Here is a 21795-nt window from a genome sequence, read left to right on the forward strand (position 1 = left end):
GCTTTTCTAGTAACAAAAAAAGAACCTCTTGTTTTTCTATATAAAGACATGGAGAGAAAATAACTATGATTACAAAGGTAATAACAAAAAGAAATTGGGAAATTGCAAAGATAAATGGAGAAATTAATGAAACTTCACTAAAAGAAGAGGGATTTATTCATTGCTCATTTTTAAAACAGGCTTTAGAAGTTGCTGAAAAACATTTTAGTCATGAAGAAGATGTGTTATTACTGACAATTGATCCATCCTTAATAAAAGCAGAAATAAAATATGAACTCGCTTCTAACGGTCAAGAATATCCGCATGTATATGGAGTAATTAATATTGAGGCAATTGTAGATGTTACCCGATTTACTAAAGAAAAAGGAGAGTTTATATTACAAGAGGTACAAAATTATGATTGTAATAGCCGTTTAAACTAACAAGAAAAGCACAAATTATATAGTTTGTGTTTTTTTATTATCTATTTTTTGTAAATACGTATTGTTTTTAGCACATTAATACTGTACGATACATAGTATAAAACACATACTGTATGACATATAGTAATGGAAATGAGGTGAGTGAATGGATGCTTTATTAAATTCGTTAATTACTGAACTAAGAAGAGGTACATTAACATTAGCGGTTTTAAGCCAGTTAAGAACACCGCAGTATGGGTATTCACTTGTCCAATTATTGGAACAATCAGGGATTATAATCGATCAAAGTACTTTATATCCACTACTTCGCCGATTAGAAAAGCAGGAGCTAGTAACGAGTAGTTGGGATAAAACGGAGAGTAGACCTCGTAAGTATTACGTTTTAAGTGAATACGGATTAGATATATTTTTGCAGCTGAAGAAAGAATGGATAAAGGATTCGAAAGAGCTTTATAACCTATTAAAGGAGGAGGACAAAAATGAATTTGATTGATATTTATGTAGAAGAAGTAGCGAAGAGATTACCTGAAAAAAATCGTGAAGATATTATTCTTGAATTACGGTCAACAATCGAGGATATGTTACCTGATGATTATAGTGAAAACGACGAAAAAAGAGTTCTTGAAAAATTAGGAAGTCCCGTTTCATTGGCTAATGGATATTTGGATAGACCGATGCATTTAATTGGACCACGTTATTTTGATGTATATACGACGTTATTAAAAATGATTATACCAATTGCAGCTGTAATCGCACTCATTGCAATGGTTGCAGAAAATTTTGTAGGATATAATGGTGAGCAAGCGGTATTAAATGTTATTTTAAATTTGATAGGTAAAGGAATTGGGGAAATTATCGAAGTAGGCCTCCATGTATTTTTCTGGTTGACACTTGTATTTGCTGTTATAGAAAGAACGGATAAAGAAAAGGACCCACAACCATTAACAACAAGTTTAAAAAAATGGACGCCAGATGATTTGAAAAATATTTCGTATATCCCGAAGAAAAAGGCGATCTCAAAGTTTGAAGTGTTTGGAGGTTTGATGTGGACTGCAATATGGGCCACACTTTACTTTTATGCGAATCATCTTGTAGGTGTATATCATGGTACAGAAAGCGGACTGAAGTTTGTCGCGCCAACTTTTAATCAAGATGTGTTACTTCAGTATTGGCCAATCGTTTTAATTATGATCGTGTTTGAAATAGGTATATCTCTTTATAAGTTAGTACAAGGACAATGGACGAAAAAGTTGGCACTTGGGAATGCTATACTTCAAATAGCTGGAACAATAGTATTCATTGTAATTGTAGTAAATCCGCATTTATTTAACGAAGGATTTATTACGTATGTGGCAAATGTGTTTACTACTTCTCCAGAGGAATTTAAAAAGTGGTTAATTGGTGGAGGTATTATCATTTATATTTTATCTGCGGTATTAAATATATTTGATGGTTTCCGAAAAGCTCGTATTCGTATGTAGTAGTGAAAGGAAAGAAGATATACTTTATGAAAGGAAGAAAGCAATGATAAGGGAAGCAAGGAAACAAGATGTAACATACATGTTAGATATTTATAATGATGCTATATTGAATACAACAGCCGTCTATACGTATAAACCTGTAACCCTTGAAAATAGAATAGATTGGTATGAACAAAAAAAGGCTAACGGCTATCCGATTTTAGTATGTGAATTAGATAATAAAATAGTAGGATTTGCGACATTTGGCCCGTTTAGAGCTTGGCCTGCCTATAAATATTCAATTGAGCATTCTGTGTATGTTCATAAGGAATATAGAAAAAATGGGATAGGAACTTCTTTAATGAAAGCATTGATTACAGTTGCAAAAGAAAGGGAATATATGACCTTAATTGCTGGAATTGATGCAGAAAATGAGAAAAGCATTGTCTTACATGAAAACTATGGATTTGTTCATGCGGGGACAATTAAGAAGGCTGGTTATAAGTTTAACAGGTGGTTAGATTTAGCTTTTTATCAATTGGAGCTTAATGGTCCTAAAAAGCCTACGGAAGAGTAAATGTTTGCGTTATGCGAATTATGTATTTTAGAAAGATAGTATGGGAAAATTTCATGCTATCTTTTTTATTGTATGGATAAATAACATGTAATAAAAAAGGTTTTTTTATATTCTATATCGAATTTTGAGAAGATGATAAAACTATATAAAAAAAGGTATGAATATATACAAAAAGTATAGTGAAGGCATGCTAGGGGTGAGCGATTGAAAAAAAACTTAAAAACTTCAACAATTATCATATTAATTTTAACAATTATCGCTATTGAAGTTGGAATCGCGATTTATGATCATAATCTGTCATTGGATACGATTTACTTTGCAGCAATCCTCATTTGTATTGTATTGCTTTTTGGCACACGTGTTTCTGAAGAGAAAGCAAGTACATCGAAACAGAGACGAAGAAAAACAGCACTTATATTTTGGCCATCTATTTTATTGTCTATCGTTAGTTTTGCTGTTATAAGTTATATAAGAATAGGCTATGTATCTGTACCAGGGATAATTGGTTTTTCATGCTTTGTTACTTATGGTGGATTCGTATTTATTAGTATTATAAAAAGGAAAAGTAAAAATTAAAGGTAGCTTACTAAGTTGAAAGGAAGAAATATATGAAACATATAGAAAGTGGTACTCGAACTGAAGGAGAATACATAAAAAATAAAGTAATTCAATATAACATGTCGATTTTAAAAGATGAAGCAAAACAGTCGATGGAGCAAGTAAGTTTCGTAGTAAAAGATGAGGATGGAAAAATATTTGGTGGGGTAACAGGAACGATGTATTTTTATCATCTTCATATAGATTTTTTATGGGTTGATGAAACAGTTCGTCATGATGGTTATGGCAGTCAACTGTTACATAAAATCGAAGACATCGCGAAGGAAAAAGGGTGTAGATTAATATTATTAGATTCATTTAGTTTTCAAGCACCCGATTTTTATAAAAAGCACGGCTACCGAGAATATGGTGTTGTTGAAGATCATCCTAAAGGACATAGTCAACACTTTTTAGAGAAGCGGTTATAGTAATAGTATTCGTGCTCTAGAAGAAAAATTGATTTTAAAAGCATCACCAAACAAGGTGATGCTATTTTAATTTTAAAGCAACTACTCAAGCTGATGTAATTATGGGGACAAATAGTACGATTCGTATAGCTATGATTTTCTTTTTTAATGGAAATAAGTTACTGTCTTTGTAGAAGACACTTGTCGTATTTACTATATGTACTAGCAAATACTATTGAATTTTTAGGAGAGGAAGAGCAATAAGACGAGCTCTGAATATAATACTAATAAAGGAGGTGTTTAGCAATGGGTTACATTGTAGATATTTCAAAATGGAACGGTAACATTAACTGGGATGTAGCCGCTCCACAACTAGATTTCGTAATCGCTAGGGTACAAGATGGATCAAATTATGTAGATCCTTTATATAAAAATTATGTCCAAGCAATGAAAACTAGAAATATTCCATTTGGTAACTATGGATTCTGTCGCTTTATTTCAATTGCTGATGCGAAGAAGGAAGCGCAAGATTTTTGGAATCGCGGTGATAAGAGTGCTACAGTTTGGGCTGCTGACGTAGAAGTGAAAACAATGGATGATATGAGAGCTGGTACACAAGCTTTTATCGACGAGTTACGCCGATTAGGTGCTAAGAAAGTTGGCTTATATGTTGGGCATCATGTATATGAGCCTTTCGGTATGGCGAACGTAAAAAGTGATTTTTTATGGATTCCTAGGTATGGCGGTAATAAACCAGCATATCCTTGTGATATTTGGCAATACACTGAGACAGGTAATGTACCAGGTATCGGCAAATGTGATTTAAATCAATTAATAGGAAATAAACCACTTTCCTGGTTTACTGAATCAGTACCAAAACAAGAGAATGTACAAGCACAAGTTTCTAAACAAAACATCATTCAATCAGGTGCTTTCTCACCATATGAGGCTCCTGAAGCTATGAAAGCTTTAACATCAGTTAAAATGACTGCTACCTTCATTTTACAATCGGATGGCTTAACGTATTTTATTTCGGATCCAACTAGTGATGCGCAATTAAACGGTATGAAAGGTTGGCTTGATCGAAAAGGTTGGTGGTATGAAGTTAAATGAAGATAAAAGCCGTCCTATTGGGCGGCTTTTATCATTAGTCAACTTAATATATTATGTGCTATTTTTAATATAGAAGAAATAGGAAAGGATGAGAGAGGGAATGTTTATATTGCAATTGTAAAATCGGTATTATAAATTAATTTTATAAAGGTTTTTTATAATAGGTTGGATTCTATAGTTTTATATTGAAGTAAGGTAAGACAAAATAAATATAATGAGCAATTTGATAGGGGAAAGAAAATGTACACGTATAAATTGCAACATGAACAACCAATCTACGTAGAAAAAATAAGAAAACTTTATGACTCTGTCGGTTGGTGGCCAGAAAGAAAAGAAATCGATATTCAAAAAATGTTAAAGAATAGTATAGCGATTGGGGTATGGGAAGAAAATGAATTAATCGGATTTGCCAGGGTTGTTTCTGATGGTGTTTTTCGAGCGTACATAGAAGATGTTGTTGTACATGAAAGTGTAAGAAATAAAGGCATTGGAGAGAAAATGCTAACAATATTACTTCAAGAAATATCTCATGTTCATATTGTTAGTCTATTTTGCGGAGAGAAATTAATAAAGTTTTATGGTGAGCAGCAATTTCATGCGACAAAACAAATTGTAATGCACCGTAATCAAATCGTGAAAGAATAAGAGGTGTCAATTAGAATGGATGCAACTAGAACATATTGTTTATCAAAAAGAAAAGCGACTGAAGATTCTCCTGATGGTTGGAATGCAACATGTATGAGGCTTAATAATAAAATATTTGCGATAATAAACCATGAAGAAGGAGAAAAAGCTGCGATTACATTAAAATGTGATCCAGAACTTGCACTAAGATTAAGAGAAGAGTATCTAGAAGCAATCACTCCGGGGTATCATATGAATAAAAAACATTGGAATACAGTGTATATACATAAAGGTGTAGAGCAAGAGCAAATTAATAAGATGATTGATTGGTCATATAATTTAGTTCTACAATCATTTTCAAAGAAAAAGCAGCAAGAGTTATTAGATTAGTATGTATAAGGGGTGGATGATTTGAAAGACACAATCAAAAGTACATATGATAAATTAGCGAGTACATATAAAGAAAATCTAGACTTGGCAAATCCATATAACAGTTATTATGAAAGACCAGCGATGATGGAGATGATTCCAAAGAATTTAGAAGGGAAGAGTATATTAGATGCTGGATGTGCAGCTGGGTGGTATACTACTCAATTTGTAGAAAGGGGAGCAAATGTTACTGCAATTGACGTAAGTTCTGAAATGGTAAAAGCTGCAAAGGAAAGTACGAGTAATAAAGCAACGTTTCTTTGTCATGATTTGCAAGAAGTATTACCATTTGAAGATAATACTTTTGATGTTATTGTAAGTTCGTTAACGCTTCATTACTTAGAAAATTGGAATAAAGTATTTCAGGAGTTTCATCGAGTATTGAAGCCAGGTGGCGAATTTATATACTCCATTCATCATCCTTTTATGGATTTTACGAAGTTTACTAGTGAAAATTATTTCGAAAAACAATTATTAGTAGATACGTGGACTAAACCAAATATTACAATAGAAGTTAGCTTTTTTAGAAGATCACTCCAAGATATAATTAATGAAACAACAAATTATTTTGTGTTAGATAAAATGGAGGAACCGAGGCCAGTTGAAAAAATGAGAGAAGTAAACGAAAAATCATATCATTATCTAAATACAAACCCACATTTTCTTATTATGAAAGCCATTAAAAAATAGCTAGTAAAATAATTATATTTTACTAGCTATTTACAGTTTTAAATTACATATTAGGGGATATTGAGATGAATATGAAAAGAAATAGATTATTATATGCATTGTTTACTATAGTTGTAATTATTTTAGGTCTATGTTCCAGAAAATTTGCATTTACGTTACCTCATCTATTAAATGACTACTTAGGAGATGCTTTATGGGCATGTATGATTTTTACTGGATTCGGATTTTTATTTCCTAAAATGGACACGAAGAAATTGGCTTTTATAAGCTTGCTGTTTTGTTATGGGATTGAATTGAGCCAATTGTACCATGCCGAATGGATAGATAGCATTCGTGCAACAACCTTAGGTGGATTCGTATTAGGTTACGGATTTTTGTGGAGTGATTTAGTTGCTTATACAATTGGTGTTGGGATTGGAATGTTTTGTGAGTTTATGTTACGGAAGAAATAAAAGATGTAAGAAGGGGTATTTATGAAAAGAATAATATTAATAGGTTCTGGTGGTTCAGGAAAATCTACATTAGCAAAACAGTTAGGGAATAAATTAAATATTAAAGTACATCATCTTGATGCGTTATTTTGGAAACCGAATTGGGAAGGTGTACCGAAAGAGGAGCAAAGAACGGTTCAAAATGAATTAGTTAAAGGGGAAAATTGGATTATTGATGGGAATTATGGCGGAACAATGGACATAAGAATTAATGCAGCTGATACAATTATCTTTCTTGATATTCATAGAACAATATGTGTTTATCGTGCTTTTAAAAGGGTTGTACAATATCGGAATAAAACAAGACCGGATATGGGGGCTGGATGTGAAGAAAGATTTGATTTGCAATTTTTCAAATGGATATGGCAATATCCTAAAACGAAACGACCCTCAATTTTAAAAAGGCTAAATCAATTGAGTAAGGAAAAAGAGGTTATTATTTTAAAATCTTCAAATGAAGTAAGACTATTTTTAGAGAAGTACGATACCATAGATAGTTAGACTATAAAAAGAAGTAACATGGGGGGATAGGATTGAATAGATTCATTGGCCCGGTTGATTCTAATATGGTGAAAATTCCAGCAGGAAAAGTAGAATTAAGAGATGATCGAATAAAAAAACAATGGCAAGTTCAAGTTAAACCGTTTCTTCTTGCAAAGTATGTTGTAACAGCGGAATTATATTATGCTATTATGAATCGTGCACTAAATGGTAATGAAAATAGTAATAAACCAGTTGTAAATATTTCATGGAATGATGCCATTATATTTTGTAATTTACTTTCCAAAAAAGCGGGATTAAAAGAATATTATTCTATTAGTGAAGATGGTCTAATTGTTAGTTGTAATTTAGATTCAAATGGCTACCGATTACCTTTTGAAGCAGAGTGGCAATATGCGTGTAAGGCAGGAACTACGGGATACATATATGGAGAACTGAAAGAGATTGCTTGGTACAATGAAAATTCAAGTGGATATATTCATGAGGTCGGAAAAAAAGAACCGAATGCATGGGGACTTTACGATATGTTAGGAAACGTTTGGGAATGGTGCTATGATTTATATGATGAACAAGTGTACGGATCATACCGAATTTTCCGCGGCGGTAGCTGGGCTGAAGCAGCTAGAGGTTGCGGTGCGACTTGTCGTCGCCGTAGTCATCCTACATTTCATATAGATGACCTTGGGTTTAGGCTTGCTAGGTCCATTTAGAAGAATAAGACAAAATACCTATAATACTAATGGCAACATAGACAAGATTTAAATTAAGGAGTGTTTAAAGTGGCACGTGTTTTATTCATTAATGCTGGATCAGAAGGACATATAAATCCAACGTTGCAAGTTGTAGAAGAATTAGTTTCACGCGGGGAAGAGGTAGTTTATTTTTCAATTGAATCTTTTAGAGATCGTATTGAGAGAACGGGTGCTACTGTACGAACAATTGACGAGCAAAAGTTTTTAAAAGCTTTTCTTTCTGGTGGTCGAAATTATTTATCAGAGAGAATAAATGGTCTTTTACATACGGCAGAGGTTATTATACCAAATGTTCTTGAACAAATTGAAGGGGAACATTTTGATTACATCATTCATGATTCAATGTTTGGTTGTGGACATATAATTGCTCAAATTTTAAAGCTTCCAGCAATAAATTCCTGTACATCGTTTGCACAGGATGAAAAATCATTTGAACAAATGTTAGACCACTTGTCTAAAAATATCCCAGTGGAAGTTCAGGATAAGATACATAATGATTTTGAAAGCTTAACGAAGGGAATTACAGAAAAATATGGTGTTGAAATAAACTCACAGTATGAAGTTTTCTGTAATCCAGCGCCACTTACTATTGTGTATACAATAAAGGAATTCCAACCTTTTGGAGATATGTTTGATGAAACTTTTAAATTTGTAGGTCCATCCATCTCTACACAAGTAAAAAATAAAGAGTTTGATATTACTACACTTGAAGAAAAAAGCCCGATTTTCATTTCATTAGGTACTGTTTTCAATGAAGCGCTTGATTTTTATAAACTTTGTATGAAGGCGTTCGAGAATAGTGATCATACAATTGTGATGTCTATTGGTAATAAAACGAAAATAAGTGATTTAGGTAATATTCCTAAAAACTTCATTGTGAAAAACTATGTACCACAAACGAAACTACTCGCATATGCAAAGTTATTTATTACACATGGCGGGATGAACAGTACACATGAAGGATTATATAACGGGATTCCACTCATTGTAATTCCGCAAAGTGCAGATCAACCAGTAATCGCAAAGCAAGTGGAGAATCTCGGAGCTGGGATTAAGTTGTCTATGAAGGAATTAACTGAGGAACAACTACGTGAAAGTGTAGAAATCGTATTAAATAATCCTTCATTTAAAGAAGCAGCTTTGAATTTGAAGGAGTCTTTCCAAAAAGCAGGTGGATATAAGCAAGCTGTTGATGAAATTACTACATTTGCAGGCCAGTAATAATTAGAAAATTATACATGAGAAGAGTGTCTATATGAAAGGATATAGGCACTCTTCTGTTATATGAAGCGAAGAATCGATTGTTTTGAAAGGTTAAATATCTGCATTATAAATTTAGGCGATAGTTTTACGTATTAGTAATGCTTTCACAGTTTCTGCACAACTTCTGCACATATTTTAGTGATTTCTATGTCATGATATATTCATTAAGTGAAATATTTCACAAGAAACGAAATATATTCTCACTATGGTGTATGAATAAATAACACATACATCGATACAAGATTGTCTCTTGTTATTCTTTTACATCAAAGCCCACATTACACTACGAAGTATAACAAGAAGGGGACAGGAACATGAATAATCGATTTTTAAAACAACTACAAAACATGAAAATGAACAAAAAAAGTCTAGGAGCTGTTGCATTAACAGCCGGAATTATTGGCACGACACTTATTCCTCAAAACGCATACGCGCATGGTTTTGTTGAAAAGCCTGGTAGTCGATCTGCTTTATGTAGTCCAACTTATGGTGCACTAAATGTAAACTGCGGAAGTGTTATGTATGAACCACAAAGCTTAGAAGCACCAAAAGGATTCCCGCAAGGTGGCCCACTTGATGGACAAATCGCTTCTGCAGGTGGAAAATTTGGTGGTATTTTAGATCAACAAACTGCAAATCGTTGGTTTAAAAATACAATCACAGGCGGGGAAAATTCTTTTACTTGGAAGTATACAGCACCGCACTTAACGAGCAAATGGCATTACTATATTACAAAAAAAAGGATGGAATCCAAATAAAGCGCTCACAAGAGCAGATTTTGAGCCAATTGGAACTGTACAACATGATGGTTCTGCAGCCTCAAATCATTTAACTCACAAAATTAATGTACCTACTGATAGAAGTGGATACCATGTGATTTTAGCAGTATGGGATGTAGCTGATACAGCAAATGCATTCTATAATGTAACCGATGTTAATCTTATCAATGATGTGAAACCAGATATAGAAGCTCCAAGTAGTCCAAATGGAATTCAGACACAAAACGTAACAGCGAATAGTATAGAACTAACGTGGAACGCTTCTACGGATAATATAGGGGTAAAAGGGTATCAAATCTTCCGTAACGGAGTGATGATTGATACAGTACCAGGAACTCATTTTATTGATAAAAAATTACAACCAAGTACAGAATACTCTTATACTGTAAAAGCAATTGACGTAGCTGGAAATGTCTCGAAAGAAAGTGCAGCGCTTTCAGTAAAAACAAAAGTTGAGGCTCCTGATACAGAAGCACCAACACAACCAAAAGGATTACATAGTATGGGAACGACAGCATCAAGTGTAGATTTAATGTGGAGTCCATCTGACGATAATATTGGTGTAGACCGTTATGATATTTATAGAGAAACAGAAGGATCAATGAAAAAGATTGCAACATCTAATACGACTTCTTATATGGATAAAAATTTACTCTCTAATACTACTTATAAATATGTAGTGAAAGCTGTTGATGTAGTTGGAAATGAATCTGTACAGAGTGATATATTCACAATTACTACAAAAACTGAAAGCGCTTCATATGAAGGTTGGGATGCAAAGAAAGCATATGAAAAGGGAGATAGAGTTCTACACGAAGGAAAAGTATATGAAGCAGTCCAGAGCTATCAAGGAAATGGGGATCCAAACTGGATTTATGCCTTATCATTATGGAAAACAGTGTAAGCTTTACCTAGGTATGAACTAAGAGATGATGGGCTTTGATGCAAAAGGAAATTTTGAGAATTCACTTTTCTGTTTATAAAAAAGACGACGTTGAATACGTCGTCTTTTTTTCTAAATTTTACTTTCCTTCATTAAATGATGATAAGTCCCGTAATTAAACTAAAGTGTTATTTTCATAAAATAACGGGGAAAGGAGAGATTTAAAGAAAAATCATAGTGTATGATTCTAAAATGTTTTTGAAAATGTATGGAGCGAAATAAAAAGAACCCTGTATAAAACGGTTTCTTTTGCTGCGTTAATCTATTAATTACAATCTTGATAATATTCATCACATGAATCCTTATTATCGTTACAGCAAATACAAAATGTTTTTTGCACAAATAAACTAACTATACTAGTAGGACCTTCCTGTTTGGTAAAAGTAAGACTTTGAAAATCTTTAACTTGAAATATTTTTGTTTGAACAGGTTGTAATGTTGCAGTAATTGGGCGGCTAGATTTTCTTGTTAGAATAGTTACTTGAACGGGTGCACTCATCCCGACAACGAATAACTGAATTAATGTTTTATTATGATTGTTTGTGAAATCCTCAAATACAGTTTGTGGCGCGGTGGTTTCAAGGAAAATAGATAAAGGTATATTTCCATTTGCATTTTCTGCAGAACCAGTTATCGTATGAGTTTCAATAAAACAGTTATTTTTTTGATCGTTCGAATGCGATTGATTTTTATAATATTTTTTACCATCTTTATAAAAATAATTAGCCATAAATATTTTGCTCTCCTTTCTTTGGAATATTAATATATATTATTAATTAAAAAGAAAGAGTGCTTGTACAAAAGAATAATATCCGCTTTTGTAAAAAAAGAAATATATTTGAGGATGTTGTAGTTTCTAACTAAAAATAAGCACACATTGAAGTGTGCTCTAGATAAGAAAGGTAAGAATCTTATGAATGGAGAATCTCCATTCAATAACATATGCTTGTCTAATTTTAAGGTGAAAACTTTTTAACAAAAAAGTTATTCGGAAAATTTTCCTGTGATGATACAATTATATTTTTTGATTTTAGATGTTTGGAATTATGAATATCGAGATGGATTTTAAAAAAATTCAGAAATTTAATTTCATTGCAAATAATGAAGCGGTTAGCCAACTTTAACTAATCGATACAGGGGTAGTAATCTAGATACATAGATATTATATTGAGTTATGTATTGTATTCAAGGGGGAATACAGAATGTGTACGTATGGGGAAACGTATTTAAAGAATTCTTCGAGAAGCAAGAACGAAATAAAAGAGCGATTAGCAAAAGCTAACTGCTCCAAACAGAGATGTCACACTTGATGTATTTATAGTATTGACGAAATATCGAGTTTTATTCAAATGGAGAGTAGTAGGCTATTAACATGGAGATGCATAAATTCATATCCTGTAAGTAGTAAATTAATGACGGGATAGATTGAAAATGGATGATCCGATTAAGGAGATAGTTGGTGCTTGGTTTGTTGCAGTAGGGACAATTATTGCTGCGATTGGTAGTACACCTTTTAAAAAATTGAACGACGAATTAAGAAGAGATTTAAACGTATGGGGGAATGTATTACAGGCAACAGGGAACGGCCTGGAAGCTGATGGACAAGGGGAAATATCTCTTGAAAAAATCGGTAATGAAATCCAATCAATTGGTAATATAACGGTTTTAACAGGACTCATTATAGAATTTGAAGATAATACACAAAAAAAGTAGTGATTGCAGGAAATTGGATACAAGCATTAGGTGGTATTACATCAATAGGTGGGGAATTAGAGGATAGTTCCGATATAGATGAATCGTATAACATTGCCGGTAATGTGTTACAAGCGACTGGAAATTCATTACAGGCAATTGGTGGAATAGATGAATTGAAAACTAGTCGGGATAAAGTGGAAGAAATTTCGGAAGGAAATGAGGAGGATGGACAGATTATAGTGATTATGGGGAGCTGGATTCAAGCAGTTGGTTCTGTAGTTTCATTAATCGGTCAAATAAGAGAAGAAAGAGAAGAGATAGTAGAGAACAATTCATAGTGAGTTTAATAAAATAATCTTTTTAAAGTGAAAGCAAACAGAATATAGTGCGAATAGAAAACTAGAGAACACCAATTCATTAAGGTTGTTTTAAGACTATGTATGATAGGTTCTTTGCTTTCAAGTGAATAAGATACAGAAAGGTGACTATATGAATAAACAATATAGTCACCTTTCTGTTATGATAACACTTTCATCATAAGTATATGTGGAATACCATCTTCCATAAATATATCAGAAGAAGTTTCATAGCCTAATTTCCTATAAAATCCTTCAGCTTGTGTTTGCCCGTGTAATTTCACTTTTGTAGCTTGTTCATTACGAGCAATTTCTTCTAACGTTTGAATGATGACTTTACCTAATCCATATTTACGATAGTCTTTTAAAATACAAATTCGCTCTAATTTTCCTGCGCCGTCAACAAATCGTATACGACCTGTACCTACAGGAAGCTCGTTATAAAAAACTAAAATATGTTTACATTCCTCACCGATTTCATCGAATGTATCGAATTCATCTTCAAGAGGGACATTTTGTTCTTTTACAAATACTTCTTTTCGAATATGAAAGGCAGTTTCTAAATCTGTAAGTTCTGTTATGAGTTTGGAGTGCAAATTGTTCAGCCCTTTCTATTGTGGTGTGCTTTTGTTTTCATAGTATATCATAATGATACGCCATTAAGAGAAAATATAAAAAGCTGACTGTAAGAGTCAGCTTTCATTATAGTTCCTTTATCCCGTTTTTTGTTCCAATAATCGCCTTACTAGTCATATTAACAAACAACCCTGTTTCAACTACACCTGTAATCATTTTTAATTGAGTGTGTAAATTGGTAGGATTAGTTATGTTATAAGGGAATATACAATCAATAATCATGTTATTGTTATCGGTAATAAACGTTTCATTATTTTTTAAACGTAACGTTGTTTGACAACCTAAAGATTGAATTTTCCTTTCGGTTTGTTTCCATGAAAAAGGTATAATTTCAACAGGTAATGGGAAAGTACCTAAATGTGTTACAAGTTTCGATTCATCAGCAATAATAATTAGTTCTTTGGAGGAAGTGGCAACAATTTTCTCGCGAAGTAATGCGCCACCACCACCTTTTATAAGCTGTAAATTAGCATCAATTTCATCCGCTCCATCAATTGTAAGATCAAGACTTTGTACGTCGTTTAACGAAATTAGAGAGATGTTTAGTTGTTTAGCTAATACTTCCGTTTCTTTTGACGTTGGTACAGCTTGAAATGATAAGCCTTCTTTTATACGCTCACCTAATTTTTGTATCGCCCAATATACAGTAGAACCTGTACCAAGTCCAACTTTCATCCCATCTTTTACAAAGTTAGCAGCATATTCACCAGCGAGCTGTTTGAAATTCAGCATATCATTCTGCTGGACGTGGGCCTGCATCAAGACCTGAATTTTCTACTGTAAGTATAGGACGAATGACTATATCTTTATGTACGTGCATTTGGCATGATAAACGTAAGTGATCTTCAATTCCTTTTTCTGTAATCGCATTTTTTTCATTTGTGCTCGCTTCACAGAAATCACCCGCTATAATTTCAACTCTACAAGTAGTGCAACGTGCTTTACCACCGCAACGATGGAGAATATGTACACCGTTATCTTCAATCGCTAATACTAACTTTGTTCCTTCTTTCACATCAAAAGTTCCCGCACCTTCAATTGTTAATTTTGGCAAATTTGTTCCTCCTCACGTAAAATTGTACATAACATATTTATGACCGCGAATTATTGAACATAAACATAATTTTTTTATATGCCCGTAACTTTTTTATTTGTTGAATCGTTAATTAAGTAAGCGCTGAAAAGGAGTGGTTATTTTGTGCACAAAAGTAACTCATATTTTAAAGAATCATATCGATATGAATCATTCAAATATAAACTTTTTAATTGAGCAATATGGAGAATTGAAAAGGTATTGTACATTTTTAACGAAAAATAAATGGGACGGCGAAGATCTTGCCCAAGAAACAGTTTGTAAAGTTCTTCAAAAATATAGTAATAAAGATATTTGTATGACGCTTGTATATAAAATAGCTAGAAATCGCTGGATAGACCAGATGAAATCAAAATCAGTTCATGAAAAAATAAAGGAACAAATTATTTTTGATGCCCCACAAGAGAACATTGCAGATTTGCATGAAATGGTAGGGAAAGTATTATCGTCATTAAATGTACAGCAATCCGCAATTTTACTATTAAAAGATGTGTTTCAATATAGTATAGCTGATATTGCTAAAGTATGTTCCGTATCAGAAGGTGCAGTGAAAGCTTCTTTATTTCGGAGTAGAAATAGGCTGAAAACTGTAAGCGAAGAAGGGATAGAGATTGTCGAATTCACAGATGATATTGAAGTTGTAGTAACGTCTATTCGTGAGGAGAGACCAGAATTATTAACGAAACTCCTTCCGACAATAGATTTTACTAAGTTACCATCTATACAGCCAGTCTTATTGTTTTATGCGAAAAACCCTTCTTCTTACAGTTGTATGCTTTGTGCGGCATAACAATTATTGGAGGGATTTAAAATGAATGCAATTCCATATGTAGTAGAACAAACGAAATTAGGAGAACGTTCCTATGATATATATTCAAGGTTATTAAAAGATCGCATTATTATTATCGGTTCAGAAATAAATGATCAAGTAGCGAGTAGTGTCGTAGCTCAATTATTATTTTTAGAAGCGGAAGATGCAGAGAAAGATATATATTTATACATCAATAGCCCAGGTGGTTCAACAACAGCGGGTTTTGCCATATTAGATACGATGAATCTCATTAAACCAGATGTACAAACGCTATGCATGGGATTTGCAGCATCATTTGGTGCATTGTTATTATTATCAGGTGCAAAAGGAAAACGGTTTGCGCTCCCTAACAGTGAAATTATGATTCATCAGCCACTTGGTGGTGCGCAAGGCCAGGCAACAGAAATTGAAATAACAGCGAAAAGAATACTAAAGTTAAAGCGTGATATTAATAAAATGATTGCAGAAAAAACGGGGCAATCAATTGAAAGAGTAGCACATGATACAGAAAGAGATTATTTTATGACTGCTGAAGAAGCGAAAGAATATGGGATTGTAGATGATGTTGTTACGAAAAAATAAGATAAAACAGGCTAGAGGAATAGCATATCCTCTAGCCTGTTTTATTAATCTTTTACCCATTCATCAACTAGCGCTTGATTCTTTTCAATCCATTTGCGCGCCGCTTCTTCAGGGTCTTTCGTTTTATTTAACATGACCATTAATGTACCAAGCTGCTCATCATTCATTTTCCATTTATCAAAGTATTTTATAACATCCGGGTGATCTTTTTCGAAACCTTTACGAACAGAGTAATAAATGTCATCTTTTTCACCATATACTTTCTTAGGGTCTTTTAAATATTTTAAGTCAAATTCTGAAAAGCCCCAATGTGGATTCCAAAGCGTAACAGCGATTGGTTTCTTTTTCGTATATGCTTTCTTTAGTTCACTCATCATCGCAGCTTCTGAGGATTGGACAAGTTTTAATTTTATATCATATTCCTTCATCGCTTTATTCGTTAAATTCATAAGACTACTACCGGGTTCGATACCGACAATTTTATTATCTAGTTCATCTTTATGAGCATTTAAATCTTCGATACTGTTTATGTTTTTCACATAAGAAGGGACGACAAGGCCAAGTCCAGTACCTTCATACCATTTTGATTTTAAGACAATATCATCTTTATAACGAGCATTTAGCGGTTTATCCGTAACAGGTAGCCATACTTCTAAATTCGCATCCACATCACCGCGAGCAACGCCAGTCCAAATTGCAGCTTTTTCTAAATACATGAGCTCAACTTTGTAGCCTTTTTGTTCTAATAGAACTTTCCACATGTTTGCCGTTGCAATGTTTTCTTTCCAACTTGTTACACCAAGTTTAATTTTCCCTTTCGAATTTGCATTTGTTGCATTACATGAAGAGAAAATCATAGTAATAAATAATGCAAGGCATATAAGCCATATTTTCTTTTTCATCGAAACCCTCCTAAGAAACGTTTGCCTTTTTAAATAAATGTATAAGTAAGCATTCTTATTATGAACGGAAACGAGAATTTTAAAGAAATCTTATGAATGTCATTTTTATGTAATATTTCTTTGCAAAATCGCAACACTATATGAATAGATGGGTAGAAAAGGAGTAGTGACATGGATAATACAAAGGTGCGTGTTGAAAACGTAACAAAAGTATTTGGGAAACACCCGCAAAGAGCGCTGTCTTTATTAAAAGAAGGAAAAAGCAAATCGGAAATTTTGAAAGAGACAGGAATGAACGTTGGTGTAAAAAAGGCAACCTTTGAAGTATATACTGGAGAGATTTTCGTTATTATGGGTTTGTCTGGTAGTGGGAAATCTACGTTAGTTCGGATGTTAAACCAATTAATTAAACCAACAGCAGGGCATATATACATAGATGGTGAAGATATCGCAACTATGGGAAAAGAAGAGTTGCGAAGAGTGAGAAGAACGAAGATGAGTATGGTGTTTCAAAAGTTCGCTTTATTTCCACATCGTACAGTGATACAAAATGTTGCGTACGGGTTAGAGATACAAGGAGTTCAAGTAGAGGAACGGGAGAATAAAGCATTAGAATCGCTACAGTTAGTAGGACTTGATCATCATAAAGATAATTATCCTAGTCAACTTAGTGGCGGTATGCAGCAGCGTGTTGGAATTGCAAGGGCATTAACAAATAATCCAGATGTATTGTTAATGGATGAGTCATTTAGTGCTTTAGATCCACTGATTCGCAAAGAAATGCAAGATGAATTGTTAGAGCTACAAGATAAAATGGAGAAAACAATTATATTTATTACACATGATTTAGATGAAGCGCTTCGAATTGGTGATCGGATTGCGTTAATGAAAGATGGAGAGATTGTTCAAATTGGAACGCCGGAAGAAATTATGATGAGCCCTGCCAATGAATTTGTTGAGAAATTTGTTGCGGACGTAAATTTAGGAAAAGTAATTACGGCGGAATCTATATTAAAACGACCAGAGACTTTACTAATTGATCGTGGACCGCGTGTAGCACTTCAAATTATGAGGAATGCAGGTGTTTCAACTGTATATGTTGTAAATAAAAAATATGAATTTTTAGGTATATTAACTGCGGATGATGCGAGTAAAGCCGTTCAAAAACAATGGCCAATTGCTGATTTATTACTTAACGATATTCCGCACGTGTATTTAGATACTTTACTGGAAGAAACATATGCAAAAATGGCGGAGATGAAATATCCGTTACCCGTAATTGATGAGAAGAAAAGGCTAAGAGGAATTATTAAACGCGAAAGTGTCATTCAAGCTCTTGCAGGTAATATTGAGGAAGAGGTGAAAGACGATGAGTAGTATACCACGTATTCCATTAGGGGAATGGGTCGATTCATTTGTTGCAAGTTTATATGAGCACCTTGAAGGCTTATTCCGAGGATTCTCTTATATTATCGGTGGATTCGTTGATTTACTCGCTAATTTTTTAACAATAATACCAGCTATATTGATGATTATTATCCTTTGTTTCCTCATTTGGTACACAACGAGAAAAGTATCTTTAATTGTTTTTACACTCATCGGTTTATTATTTATTTTAAATATTAACTACTGGGCACAGACGATGCAAACATTAGCACTTGTACTTACGTCTGTTATTATTTCAATCATTGTAGGAATCCCAATCGGAATTTTAGCTTCTCAAAATGAACGTTTTTCAAAATTTTTAAAACCGACATTAGATTTTATGCAAACAATGCCGGCTTTCGTATATCTTATTCCTGCGATTACATTTTTTGGAGTAGGTGTTGTACCTGGGATTATCGCATCAGTAATCTTTGCAATGCCACCGACAATTCGTTTTACTGACTTAGGAATTAGACAAGTTCCAGAAGATTTAATTGAAGCAGCGAATGCGTTTGGCTCTACCGCATCACAAAAATTATTTAAAGTACAATTACCACTTGCAACTGGAACGATCATGGCTGGTGTGAACCAAAGCATTATGCTTTCTTTATCTATGGTAGTAACAGCATCTCTTGTAGGAGCACCAGGTCTTGGAGTTGATGTATACCGCTCTGTAACACAAGTTAATATCGGAATGGGATTTGAAGCCGGACTAGCTATTGTTGTCATTGCGATTATATTAGACCGTATTACACAAGGATTTCATCAAAAAAGAAGATAAAAGAAAAACACACTTTATTATACAAAGTGTGTTTTTTTGTTCAAAAAATTACATACGAACGATAACAGAACCGCCAGCTGGTGCATAAACATGGTTTTGTTGTTGTTCCATTGATTTAATTAAATGATTATTCTCTTCGATTAATGAGATTAATTTCGCTAATTGACTTTCAAGACTTGCGATACGCTGCATCATATATTGTGAATCATGATGCAGTGTATTTCTTACGGGATGGGGGGAATACACATATTGTTGATTTATATTTGGATTCCAGTGAGGATGCATTTAAATCTTTCCTCCTTCAATTAATTACGAAGCTTTCTTATAGTAAATGCCTATGTATAATTAGTGGTTACTTGAAATTTTATTATGATAAAAGGATTATGTACAGAAAATGGAAAATGTTATATATGAAGTTAAAGTATATTTTGGGGAAATATTCAAGTGAGATAGTGAATATATTAATACATTCAAGTAAGTGTATGTTATTTAGGGAGAAACGATGGGAGGCGATGCAATTTTGGCTAAAAATAAAAAAAGAAATGATGCATTGGCGATAGGTGTCGGTATAGGGGTTGTAATTGGTGTGTTTCAAGGGTTCTTTACTAATAATTTAGTAATCGGAATTGTGATTGGAATTGTAATTGGGATTGCGTTTTTGAAGAAATAGTGAGTTGTAAATTTATTTGAAAAATCGCTTCGTTAAAAGAATGAATTTTCGGAATATAAATCCTGTTTTTCCTTTTTTTATGATATTATAAATAAAAAGGCTGGTGATGGATATGTCAACAAACAATCAAGTAGAACAAAACTGCTTTATTTGCGAAAAACATAGAGGAAACATAATAGTTCCAGGTGGAGCTATTTACGAAGATGAACTCGTTTACGTAGGACATGTCCACTGGGATAGTGAAGAAATATACCTTGGTTATGTAATGATAGATATAAAAAGACATGTACCTGGCCTTGCCGAACTAGCAGATGAAGAAGCAAAAGCGTTCGGACTTATAACAAGTAGAGTAAGTAAAGCGCTAAAAGAAAGTGAAGGTGCAGAACATATTTACACTTTTGTTTCAGGGAATGGTGTACCACATATGCATATGCACATCATACCGCGTTATCCAAATACACCCAAAGAGTTTTGGTCACCAACTGAAGTAGCGAAATGGACTGGTGCGCCATATGGTGACGCAGAGAAAATCAAAAAACTATGCGAAAGAATACGAAAGTATATGGTGAGTGAATATGCATACAACAAATAATAGACAATACTCATGGGTTGGAAATAAGAAGATGTGTTTAGACGAAGTTTCAGTAAAACAATATGGTGATATCGCACTCGGTGCATATGGCGGGAATATAAGTGCTGGAGCAAAAAAGAATGAAGATGGTGCGTTAGTTTGGTCAAATGGTGATTGGGAATTTGCAGCTATTTTAGATGGACATAATAGTGCGGAAAGTGTTGATTTAGTAGTAAATACAATCCAAAAGGAATATGAAAATATAAAAGTAATGATGAATGAATCGATTGATACAGTATTTCGATCTGTTGAAAATCATCTACTTACAATTTTTCAATCCTCTTCATTTAAGGAAAAGTGCCAAAGCATTAAAGGTGAAACAGCTTGCTTAATATGTGTAAGAAAAGAAAATTATATATGGTGGTTGTCTATTGGCGATTGCCTCATTTATGTATTTCATGAAGAGTTACATAAGTTAGGACAATATGCATTAAATCAACGTCATTTTTACGAATGGATCGGAAATGTAAACACTTTCACTTTACCAGTCCCTTGCTATTCAACAGGAATTCGTGAATTACGTGCTGGAAAGAATCGAATTGTAATGGTTACAGATGGAGTATTAGAATGCGGGGAACGTCATTATGAAACACCATTGAATCTGTATAACGATATGAACGGAAGTAATGTAGAACTAAAAGAAAATGTTCATAATGTTTTAGAACACGTTCATCAGCAATTAGGGAGAGATAGTGCGACTATTATTAGTTGGGACGTAGAGAACAAAATGAGTACTACGTATCCGAGTGATCAGCCGGAGAAAATCCAGACGATAAGATAAAGGAGGTGATCTCTCTAATGCATGTGAAAGTAATTGTATTAGTTTTATGGATCATATTCTTATTTGTTTTAGAAAATATAGTGAGAAAAAGGCTAAATATACCGAAACAAAAAGGATGGAATAATAAATATGTAAATAAGCTGCATAAATGGGGAAACAGGATTATTATTTTTTCGTATATAGTAGTTATAATTATATGCTCTTCTCTTTCGAACCCTCTATACATGGGCTTCCTACCCTTTCTCTTTTTAATTACGTTGTATAGTTTCGAATCATATATGGAATGGAAATATGATAGAGAATCAAGGGAGTTTTTGATGTCCTTAGGCGGAGTTGTATCACTATTGATAACGGGGATAATTCTATATTTCCTTATTTAATACG

The 21795-nt window shown here is 33.4% G+C and carries 28 protein-coding genes and 2 pseudogenes; 24 read left to right on the forward strand and 6 right to left on the reverse strand.

Going from position 1 to position 21795, the window contains the following annotated elements; all coding sequences use genetic code 11:
* Positions 1 to 65: 65 nt before the first annotated feature.
* From MNO09_RS16515 to MNO09_RS16585, 15 genes and pseudogenes are all read left to right on the forward strand, one after another.
* Positions 66 to 422 carry a DUF952 domain-containing protein gene (locus tag MNO09_RS16515; RefSeq protein ID WP_070168881.1) on the forward strand — a complete coding sequence of 119 codons (357 nt, stop codon included), beginning with the start codon at positions 66 to 68 and terminating at the stop codon, positions 420 to 422.
* 145 nt (positions 423 to 567) lie between these two features.
* Entirely contained in the window at positions 568 to 915 is a 348-nt protein-coding gene (locus MNO09_RS16520) for a PadR family transcriptional regulator (protein ID WP_000339351.1), read from the forward strand.
* Positions 902 to 1903 (forward strand): HAAS signaling domain-containing protein, encoded by a 1002-nt coding sequence (locus MNO09_RS16525; protein WP_001048853.1) that lies wholly within the window; start codon positions 902 to 904, stop codon positions 1901 to 1903. The genes MNO09_RS16520 and MNO09_RS16525 overlap by 14 nt, the downstream gene beginning before the upstream one ends.
* Positions 1904 to 1946: 43 nt before the next feature.
* Positions 1947 to 2459 (forward strand): GNAT family N-acetyltransferase, encoded by a 513-nt coding sequence (locus MNO09_RS16530; RefSeq protein ID WP_000617497.1) that lies wholly within the window; start codon positions 1947 to 1949, stop codon positions 2457 to 2459.
* 204 nt (positions 2460 to 2663) lie between these two features.
* The gene (locus MNO09_RS16535) at positions 2664 to 3035 is read left to right on the forward strand and encodes a hypothetical protein (protein WP_000739872.1); all 372 of its coding nucleotides are present in this window, start codon (positions 2664 to 2666) and stop codon (positions 3033 to 3035) included.
* Between the two features lie 32 nt (positions 3036 to 3067).
* A complete protein-coding gene (locus tag MNO09_RS16540) occupies positions 3068 to 3484 on the forward strand; it encodes a GNAT family N-acetyltransferase (RefSeq protein WP_000680428.1) in 417 nt (138 codons plus the stop codon).
* A 285-nt stretch (positions 3485 to 3769) separates the two neighbouring features.
* On the forward strand, positions 3770 to 4576 hold the full coding sequence (locus MNO09_RS16545) for a GH25 family lysozyme (protein ID WP_000540640.1): 807 nt from the start codon (positions 3770 to 3772) through the stop codon (positions 4574 to 4576).
* Positions 4577 to 4816: 240 nt separating this feature from the next.
* The gene (locus tag MNO09_RS16550) at positions 4817 to 5221 is read left to right on the forward strand and encodes a GNAT family N-acetyltransferase (protein ID WP_000288959.1); all 405 of its coding nucleotides are present in this window, start codon (positions 4817 to 4819) and stop codon (positions 5219 to 5221) included.
* A 15-nt stretch (positions 5222 to 5236) separates the two neighbouring features.
* A complete protein-coding gene (locus MNO09_RS16555; RefSeq protein WP_000340184.1) occupies positions 5237 to 5590 on the forward strand; it encodes an MmcQ/YjbR family DNA-binding protein in 354 nt (117 codons plus the stop codon).
* 21 nt (positions 5591 to 5611) lie between these two features.
* The gene (locus tag MNO09_RS16560; RefSeq protein ID WP_000655503.1) at positions 5612 to 6319 is read left to right on the forward strand and encodes a class I SAM-dependent methyltransferase; all 708 of its coding nucleotides are present in this window, start codon (positions 5612 to 5614) and stop codon (positions 6317 to 6319) included.
* 65 nt (positions 6320 to 6384) lie between these two features.
* Entirely contained in the window at positions 6385 to 6771 is a 387-nt protein-coding gene (locus tag MNO09_RS16565; RefSeq protein WP_001056434.1) for a ribosomal maturation YjgA family protein, read from the forward strand.
* A gap of 21 nt (positions 6772 to 6792) precedes the next feature.
* Positions 6793 to 7311, forward strand: coding sequence for a DNA topology modulation protein (locus MNO09_RS16570; RefSeq protein ID WP_000821261.1), 519 nt, complete (start codon positions 6793 to 6795; stop codon positions 7309 to 7311).
* Between the two features lie 32 nt (positions 7312 to 7343).
* Positions 7344 to 8021, forward strand: a complete 678-nt coding sequence (locus MNO09_RS16575) for a formylglycine-generating enzyme family protein (protein WP_001078763.1) — start codon at positions 7344 to 7346, stop codon at positions 8019 to 8021.
* A 69-nt stretch (positions 8022 to 8090) separates the two neighbouring features.
* Entirely contained in the window at positions 8091 to 9284 is a 1194-nt protein-coding gene (locus MNO09_RS16580) for a macrolide family glycosyltransferase (RefSeq protein ID WP_000124901.1), read from the forward strand.
* A 356-nt stretch (positions 9285 to 9640) separates the two neighbouring features.
* A pseudogene (locus MNO09_RS16585) lies at positions 9641 to 11009 on the forward strand (lytic polysaccharide monooxygenase).
* 304 nt (positions 11010 to 11313) lie between these two features.
* Here the strand turns inward: MNO09_RS16585 and MNO09_RS16590 are convergent.
* The gene (locus MNO09_RS16590) at positions 11314 to 11778 is read right to left on the reverse strand and encodes a hypothetical protein (protein WP_000024964.1); all 465 of its coding nucleotides are present in this window, start codon (positions 11776 to 11778) and stop codon (positions 11314 to 11316) included.
* 701 nt (positions 11779 to 12479) lie between these two features.
* On the opposite strand from MNO09_RS16590, the pseudogene MNO09_RS31045 reads away from it, so the two are divergent.
* Positions 12480 to 13081: pseudogene (locus MNO09_RS31045) on the forward strand (DUF6944 family repetitive protein).
* A 179-nt stretch (positions 13082 to 13260) separates the two neighbouring features.
* On the opposite strand, the gene MNO09_RS16605 reads toward MNO09_RS31045, so the two are convergent.
* The 3 genes from MNO09_RS16605 to MNO09_RS16615 all read right to left on the reverse strand — a co-directional run bounded on the left by MNO09_RS16605 (position 13261) and on the right by MNO09_RS16615 (position 14789).
* Positions 13261 to 13695, reverse strand: a complete 435-nt coding sequence (locus MNO09_RS16605; RefSeq protein WP_000555722.1) for a GNAT family N-acetyltransferase — start codon at positions 13693 to 13695, stop codon at positions 13261 to 13263.
* A gap of 106 nt (positions 13696 to 13801) precedes the next feature.
* Positions 13802 to 14464: a ribose 5-phosphate isomerase A gene (gene rpiA / locus MNO09_RS16610; RefSeq protein ID WP_033657767.1), complete on the reverse strand. Its 663-nt coding sequence runs from the start codon at positions 14462 to 14464 to the stop codon at positions 13802 to 13804.
* 4 nt (positions 14465 to 14468) lie between these two features.
* Positions 14469 to 14789: a 2Fe-2S iron-sulfur cluster-binding protein gene (locus tag MNO09_RS16615; protein WP_001125372.1), complete on the reverse strand. Its 321-nt coding sequence runs from the start codon at positions 14787 to 14789 to the stop codon at positions 14469 to 14471.
* 142 nt (positions 14790 to 14931) lie between these two features.
* Between MNO09_RS16615 and MNO09_RS16620 the strand changes: the two genes are divergently transcribed.
* Positions 14932 to 15618, forward strand: a complete 687-nt coding sequence (locus MNO09_RS16620; RefSeq protein WP_000337485.1) for an RNA polymerase subunit sigma-70 — start codon at positions 14932 to 14934, stop codon at positions 15616 to 15618.
* A gap of 21 nt (positions 15619 to 15639) precedes the next feature.
* Positions 15640 to 16221, forward strand: coding sequence for an ATP-dependent Clp endopeptidase proteolytic subunit ClpP (clpP, locus tag MNO09_RS16625; RefSeq protein ID WP_000991621.1), 582 nt, complete (start codon positions 15640 to 15642; stop codon positions 16219 to 16221).
* A gap of 44 nt (positions 16222 to 16265) precedes the next feature.
* Here the strand turns inward: clpP and MNO09_RS16630 are convergent, their stop codons facing one another.
* Positions 16266 to 17123, reverse strand: coding sequence for a glycine betaine ABC transporter substrate-binding protein (locus MNO09_RS16630; RefSeq protein ID WP_000727304.1), 858 nt, complete (start codon positions 17121 to 17123; stop codon positions 16266 to 16268).
* A 171-nt stretch (positions 17124 to 17294) separates the two neighbouring features.
* Between MNO09_RS16630 and MNO09_RS16635 the strand changes: the two genes are divergently transcribed.
* Positions 17295 to 18500, forward strand: a complete 1206-nt coding sequence (locus MNO09_RS16635) for a quaternary amine ABC transporter ATP-binding protein (protein WP_000370615.1) — start codon at positions 17295 to 17297, stop codon at positions 18498 to 18500.
* The gene (locus tag MNO09_RS16640; RefSeq protein WP_000095063.1) at positions 18493 to 19329 is read left to right on the forward strand and encodes an ABC transporter permease; all 837 of its coding nucleotides are present in this window, start codon (positions 18493 to 18495) and stop codon (positions 19327 to 19329) included. The genes MNO09_RS16635 and MNO09_RS16640 overlap by 8 nt, the downstream gene beginning before the upstream one ends.
* 48 nt (positions 19330 to 19377) lie before the next feature.
* Here MNO09_RS16640 and MNO09_RS16645 read toward each other — a convergent pair whose 3' ends face one another.
* Positions 19378 to 19614 (reverse strand): hypothetical protein, encoded by a 237-nt coding sequence (locus MNO09_RS16645; RefSeq protein ID WP_000553347.1) that lies wholly within the window; start codon positions 19612 to 19614, stop codon positions 19378 to 19380.
* A gap of 217 nt (positions 19615 to 19831) precedes the next feature.
* Here MNO09_RS16645 and MNO09_RS16650 point away from each other — a divergent pair, with 217 nt between their 5' ends.
* The 4 genes from MNO09_RS16650 (at position 19832) to MNO09_RS16665 (ending at position 21791) form a co-directional block, all read left to right on the forward strand.
* A complete protein-coding gene (locus tag MNO09_RS16650) occupies positions 19832 to 19999 on the forward strand; it encodes a glycine zipper domain-containing protein (protein WP_000508399.1) in 168 nt (55 codons plus the stop codon).
* 106 nt (positions 20000 to 20105) lie between these two features.
* Positions 20106 to 20591 carry an HIT family protein gene (locus MNO09_RS16655; protein WP_000367659.1) on the forward strand — a complete coding sequence of 162 codons (486 nt, stop codon included), beginning with the start codon at positions 20106 to 20108 and terminating at the stop codon, positions 20589 to 20591.
* Positions 20575 to 21411 carry a PP2C family serine/threonine-protein phosphatase gene (locus tag MNO09_RS16660; RefSeq protein WP_000557587.1) on the forward strand — a complete coding sequence of 279 codons (837 nt, stop codon included), beginning with the start codon at positions 20575 to 20577 and terminating at the stop codon, positions 21409 to 21411. The genes MNO09_RS16655 and MNO09_RS16660 overlap by 17 nt, the downstream gene beginning before the upstream one ends.
* Positions 21412 to 21428: 17 nt before the next feature.
* Positions 21429 to 21791 (forward strand): DUF4181 domain-containing protein, encoded by a 363-nt coding sequence (locus tag MNO09_RS16665; protein WP_000558206.1) that lies wholly within the window; start codon positions 21429 to 21431, stop codon positions 21789 to 21791.
* Positions 21792 to 21795: the final 4 nt, after the last annotated feature.

Source organism: Bacillus sp. N5-665, from assembly GCF_022637375.2.
In the GTDB taxonomy this organism is placed as follows: domain Bacteria; phylum Bacillota; class Bacilli; order Bacillales; family Bacillaceae_G; genus Bacillus_A; species Bacillus_A wiedmannii.

What these genes read in the sequence shown, in the direction of transcription:
- MNO09_RS16530 (WP_000617497.1), top strand. Translation starts at nt 1,947, where the DNA reads ATGATAAGGGAAGCAAGGAAACAAGATGTAACATACATGTTAGATATT.
- MNO09_RS16565 (WP_001056434.1), top strand. Translation starts at nt 6,385, where the DNA reads ATGAATATGAAAAGAAATAGATTATTATATGCATTGTTTACTATAGTT.
- MNO09_RS16550 (WP_000288959.1), top strand. Translation starts at nt 4,817, where the DNA reads ATGTACACGTATAAATTGCAACATGAACAACCAATCTACGTAGAAAAA.
- clpP (WP_000991621.1), top strand. Translation starts at nt 15,640, where the DNA reads ATGAATGCAATTCCATATGTAGTAGAACAAACGAAATTAGGAGAACGT.
- MNO09_RS16515 (WP_070168881.1), top strand. Translation starts at nt 66, where the DNA reads ATGATTACAAAGGTAATAACAAAAAGAAATTGGGAAATTGCAAAGATA.
- MNO09_RS16540 (WP_000680428.1), top strand. Translation starts at nt 3,068, where the DNA reads ATGAAACATATAGAAAGTGGTACTCGAACTGAAGGAGAATACATAAAA.
- MNO09_RS16590 (WP_000024964.1), bottom strand. Translation starts at nt 11,778, where the DNA reads ATGGCTAATTATTTTTATAAAGATGGTAAAAAATATTATAAAAATCAA.
- MNO09_RS16635 (WP_000370615.1), top strand. Translation starts at nt 17,295, where the DNA reads ATGGATAATACAAAGGTGCGTGTTGAAAACGTAACAAAAGTATTTGGG.
- MNO09_RS16650 (WP_000508399.1), top strand. Translation starts at nt 19,832, where the DNA reads ATGGGAGGCGATGCAATTTTGGCTAAAAATAAAAAAAGAAATGATGCA.
- MNO09_RS16655 (WP_000367659.1), top strand. Translation starts at nt 20,106, where the DNA reads ATGGATATGTCAACAAACAATCAAGTAGAACAAAACTGCTTTATTTGC.
- MNO09_RS16525 (WP_001048853.1), top strand. Translation starts at nt 902, where the DNA reads ATGAATTTGATTGATATTTATGTAGAAGAAGTAGCGAAGAGATTACCT.
- MNO09_RS16630 (WP_000727304.1), bottom strand. Translation starts at nt 17,123, where the DNA reads ATGAAAAAGAAAATATGGCTTATATGCCTTGCATTATTTATTACTATG.
- MNO09_RS16520 (WP_000339351.1), top strand. Translation starts at nt 568, where the DNA reads ATGGATGCTTTATTAAATTCGTTAATTACTGAACTAAGAAGAGGTACA.
- MNO09_RS16645 (WP_000553347.1), bottom strand. Translation starts at nt 19,614, where the DNA reads ATGCATCCTCACTGGAATCCAAATATAAATCAACAATATGTGTATTCC.
- MNO09_RS16660 (WP_000557587.1), top strand. Translation starts at nt 20,575, where the DNA reads ATGCATACAACAAATAATAGACAATACTCATGGGTTGGAAATAAGAAG.
- MNO09_RS16555 (WP_000340184.1), top strand. Translation starts at nt 5,237, where the DNA reads ATGGATGCAACTAGAACATATTGTTTATCAAAAAGAAAAGCGACTGAA.
- MNO09_RS16570 (WP_000821261.1), top strand. Translation starts at nt 6,793, where the DNA reads ATGAAAAGAATAATATTAATAGGTTCTGGTGGTTCAGGAAAATCTACA.
- MNO09_RS16665 (WP_000558206.1), top strand. Translation starts at nt 21,429, where the DNA reads ATGCATGTGAAAGTAATTGTATTAGTTTTATGGATCATATTCTTATTT.
- MNO09_RS16545 (WP_000540640.1), top strand. Translation starts at nt 3,770, where the DNA reads ATGGGTTACATTGTAGATATTTCAAAATGGAACGGTAACATTAACTGG.
- MNO09_RS16640 (WP_000095063.1), top strand. Translation starts at nt 18,493, where the DNA reads ATGAGTAGTATACCACGTATTCCATTAGGGGAATGGGTCGATTCATTT.